General features: G+C 62.2%; 2 protein-coding genes. Both read right to left on the reverse strand.

Going from position 1 to position 1,772, the window contains the following annotated elements:
- A partial coding sequence (locus EN991_RS34890) for an ATP-binding cassette domain-containing protein (protein ID WP_127370426.1) occupies positions 1-587 on the reverse strand: 587 nt, incomplete at its 3' end.
- 82 nt (positions 588-669) lie between these two features.
- Positions 670-1,710: an ABC transporter substrate-binding protein gene (locus EN991_RS34895; RefSeq protein WP_127370427.1), complete on the reverse strand. Its 1,041-nt coding sequence runs from the start codon at positions 1,708-1,710 to the stop codon at positions 670-672.
- Between the last annotated feature and the right edge of the window lie 62 nt (positions 1,711-1,772).

Below are 1,772 nucleotides of genomic sequence, written 5' to 3' on the forward strand. Positions count from 1 at the left end.
ACACAGACGGTGGTCATGCCGAGCCGGCGATGCAGGGCGCGCAGCTCGATCTGCATGTGCTCGCGCAGGCCCTTGTCGAGCGCCGACAAGGGTTCGTCCATCAGCACGATGCGCAGCTCGAAGACGATGGCGCGCGCCAGCGCCACACGCTGTCGCTGGCCGCCGGAGAGCTGGTCGACCCGGCGCTCGCCCAGGCCCTGCAATTTCACCAGATCGAGCGCCTTCTCGACACGTTCGGCCGTCTCGGCCGCGGCGACGCCGCGCTGCTTCAGCGGAAAGGCGATGTTGTGGAAGACGTTCATGTGCGGAAACAGCGCGTAGTTCTGGAACACCATGCCGATGTTGCGCTTGTGCGGCGGCGTGGTGATGATCTCGTCGCCGCCGACCCTGATCGAGCCGGCATTGGCCCGCACGAAACCGGCCAGGATCATCAGCAGCGTCGTCTTGCCGGAACCGGAAGGGCCGAGCAGCGTCAGGAATTCGCCGGCCTCGACATCGAGGTTAAGGTCGCGCAGCACAGGCACGCTGCCAAATCGTTTCTCGATCCCGCGCATGCCGATGGGCAACGCGGATGGCGCAATGGACAAGATTTTTCGCTCCTTAGCCGCAGAGAACAGGTGGCGAGGCAGTGGCTGGTTACGCTGCCCGCCGTAAGCTTGTGTCCGCAGCCTATTGCTGGATCAGATTGTTGAACTTCTCCGTCGCCTCGATCAGATTGTCGCGCCAGAATTCTGCATCCTGCAACACCTGCTTCTTGACGTTTTCGGGCGCCGAATTGATGTCCTTGATCCTGTCCTGCGGGATCTTGCCGGTCTCGAAAGCCTTCTCGTTTACCGGGCCATTGTCGACGTAGAGCGGCAGATTGGCCTGCAGCTGCGGGCTGACGAACATCGCAAGCGCCTTCATCGCGGCTTCCTTGTTCTTGGCACCCTTGGGGATGACCATGCAGTCGGCGGTCAGCACGCCCTGATCGAAGGAGAAGCTGACCGGCGCGCCTTCCTTCTTCAAGGTGCCGGCGCGGCCGTTCCAGATGCTCGCCATGTCGACTTCGCCGTCTTTCACCAGTTGCATGGCCTGCGCGCCGGAGGTCCACCAGGCGTCGACATGGCCACGGATCTTGTCGACCGATTTCAGCGCGCCGTCGACATCCACGGGATAGACCTTGTCGATCGGCAGGCCCGAGGCGAGAGCCGCGACGCTCAGCGTTTCGGTCGCCTGGCTGCCGCTCAACGCGCGCCGTCCCGGAAACTTTTCCACGTTCCAGAAGTCGGCCCAGGTCTTGGGGCCTTTGTCGCCGAACACATCAGTCCGGTAGATCAGCACGACGGAGGTGTAGGAAATGCCGACCCAGTCATCGTGGACAAGCTTCGGGTTGATGCCGGTCTTATCGATGATGCCGTAGTCGAGCTTTTCGAACAGCCCTTCCTTCGAACCGCGCGCGCATTCGTCGGCGCCAAGTTCGGTGATGTCCCATTTCACTGCATTGCCGGTCACCTGCAGCCGGACGTCGTCGAGGCCGTTGGTGGTGTCCTCCTTGATGGTGATGCCGAGCGCGTCGGCTGTCGGCTTGAAGAACGCCTTGGTCTGCGCTTCCTGGTAGGTGCCGCCCCACGAGGCGACAGTGATGGTATCGCCCGCCACGGCGGGGGCCGCGACCGCTGCCACGAGGGCGGCCACCGCGACAACGCTGATGCTTCTGGTCCTGTTCATTTTCGGCTCTCCACCGGTGTTCCCATTGTTTTTGATTTCGCATGCTATTTTGTATACAATTT

It is taken from the genome of Mesorhizobium sp. M7A.F.Ca.US.005.03.2.1, from assembly GCF_003997795.1.
GTDB classification, from domain to species: Bacteria; Pseudomonadota; Alphaproteobacteria; order Rhizobiales; family Rhizobiaceae; genus Mesorhizobium; species Mesorhizobium ciceri.